At 68.7% G+C, this 2137-nt stretch carries 3 protein-coding genes and 1 pseudogene; 3 read left to right on the forward strand and 1 reads right to left on the reverse strand.

Annotation, left to right across the window (positions count from 1 at the left end):
* The 3 genes and pseudogenes from D7W79_RS41475 to D7W79_RS46385 all read left to right on the forward strand — a co-directional run.
* Window positions 1–277, forward strand: a 277-nt coding sequence (locus D7W79_RS41475; RefSeq protein WP_244222267.1) for a LysR substrate-binding domain-containing protein, incomplete at its 5' end; no start/stop codon positions are given.
* 19 nt (window positions 278–296) lie between these two features.
* Window positions 297–1214: a serine/threonine protein kinase gene (locus D7W79_RS41480; protein WP_120530691.1), complete on the forward strand. Its 918-nt coding sequence runs from the start codon at window positions 297–299 to the stop codon at window positions 1212–1214.
* Window positions 1215–1239: 25 nt separating this feature from the next.
* A pseudogene (locus D7W79_RS46385) lies at window positions 1240–1464 on the forward strand (helix-turn-helix domain-containing protein); the annotation flags it as partial.
* Between the two features lie 52 nt (window positions 1465–1516).
* Here the strand turns inward: D7W79_RS46385 and D7W79_RS41490 are convergent.
* Window positions 1517–2089: an SDR family oxidoreductase gene (locus tag D7W79_RS41490; protein WP_276375630.1), complete on the reverse strand. Its 573-nt coding sequence runs from the start codon at window positions 2087–2089 to the stop codon at window positions 1517–1519.
* Between the last annotated feature and the right edge of the window lie 48 nt (window positions 2090–2137).

Below are 2137 nucleotides of genomic sequence, written 5' to 3' on the forward strand. Positions count from 1 at the left end.
GGATGTGGACCGGGGCCCGGTGTTCAACGACGCCGGGCTGGCGCTCCAGGCCGCCCGGCTGGGGGATGGCGTGGCGCTGGGGCGGCTGATGCTCGCGGCCGACGACCTGAAGGCGGGCAGGTTGGTGCGGCCCTTCAAGGCGGTGCTCCCCAACGACTTCAGCTACTGGCTCGTGCACCCGCGTCCCCTGACGGGCCGGAGGGACGTGGCGGCCTTCAAGGCCTGGGTACTCGACGAGGCGCGTGCGACGGTGCCCGGAGCGATGCCAGGCAGATGAGCTGCTAGCTTTCACGGACATGGTCACTCCCCGGACGGAACGGTTTGGCAGGTTCGAGCTGCTGGAGCGGATGTGGGTGAGCGGTCTGACCATGCTGCATCGGGCGCTCGACCCGGAGGCGCCCGCCGGCAGCGGGCCGGTGGTCCTCAAGCGGCTGTTGCCCGAGCTCTCCATGGATCGTGCGGTCGTCGAGGAGTTCCTCGACCTCGCCTCCCTGTCGGCATGCCTCCAGCACCCCAACGTCGTGCGCGTCCTGGACTTCGGAGAGGTCGAGGGCAAGCCCTTCCTGGTCCGGGAGTGGGTGGAGGGGAAGGACCTGGGCCAGGTGCAGCACATGTCCCAGCGGCGGGGCCTGCCGACGTTGCCCGAGCCCATCGCCGTGAGTATTGGCATCGACATCTGCCAGGGATTGCAGCCCGCGCACCAGCAGGTGGGCCTGCTCCATGGAGAACTCATCCCCTCGAACGTGCTGATGGGCTACGGCGGGGAGGTGAAGCTCATCGAGTTCGGCTTCAACCGGTGGACGCTGCGCGAGGCGTGGTCGAAGGCGCGGATGTTCTCCGGCAAGCTGATGTACTTCGCACCGGAGCAGTTGTTGAAGGAGCCGGTGGACGGCCGCGCCGACGTCTATGTCCTGGGCTTGCTGCTCTACAAGCTGCTGTGCGGGACGCTTCCCATGAAGTGCGACTCCGAATTCGAGATCTTCAACCAGGTCCTGGAGGGAAAGCTGGTTCCTGCCCGGCAGCACAATCCCTTCCTGGACGCGGACCTCGTGCGAATCCTCGAGCGTGCGTTGGCGAGGTCCGTGGACGACCGCTACCCGTCCGCCGAGGCCATGGGACAGGCGCTGGCGGACTGGCTGAAGGCCGATACTCCCGAGTTCAGCGCGGACACGAGGAGGCAGTGGGTGGCCTCGCTCTACCCGGAGCGGGCCTGAACCGGCGTTCGCGATTCTCGACACCCTGGCGGCTCCCTTTGGAGTGTCTGTGTTCTCGCTCTGCCGGGCGTTCAGCGCGGTGCACGGCGAGCCCGTGCGCCGGATGCAGCGGCGCCTGCGCGTGCGCCACGCATTGGCCTGGGTGCTCGACACGGCCGCACCGCTCGCCCGGGTGGCGGCGGAATGTGGCTTCGCCAGCCAGACGCACCTGTCCACGCAGTTCCGCCGGGAGCTCGGCCTCACGCCAGGCGCGGTACGGCGCCCCGAGGGCTGTAAATCAATCTTCGCGGTCCCTCGTCCGGTCAGCCCTGCGCCGTGGGACGGACAATCACCTCGCCCACGTCCACGTCGGCGGGCTGCTCGATGGCGAAGGCCATGGCCCGGGCAATCGCCTCCGGCGGAATCGCGATCTCCATCCGGGCCCGGAGCTCCGGATCCGTCACGTGCTCCAGGAAGCCCGTCCGGGTCATTCCCGGCGAGATGACCGTCACCCGCAGCGTGGCGCCTGCCTCCTGGCGCAGGCCTTCGGAGATGGCTCGCACGGCGTGCTTCGTCCCGGCGTAGACCGCCTGGCCGGGCACGATGCGATGCGCCGCGGTGGACGCGGTGTGGATGAAGTGCCCGAAGCCCTGCTCGCGAAAGACAGGCAGGGCCGCGGCGATGCCGTACAGCACGCCCTTGATGTTGGTGTCGACCAGCGCCTCCCAGTCGTCGACGCGCAGCTCGTCCAGGGGTGAGACGGCCATGGTGCCCGCGTTGCTGATGAGGACGTCCAGCCTGCCGTATCGCTCGCGGGCTAGGACGTGTCCGCAAATAGTTCGAGGGGAGCCGGGTGTTAGGAGGGCATGAGCCGAGGAGAGCTGACAGACGCCCAATGGGAGCGGCTGGCAGGACTGCTGCCGCCCCAGAAACCCGCGCGAGGC

Origin of the sequence: Corallococcus exercitus (assembly GCF_003611585.1) — a bacterium.
GTDB lineage: Bacteria > Myxococcota > Myxococcia > Myxococcales > Myxococcaceae > Corallococcus > Corallococcus exercitus.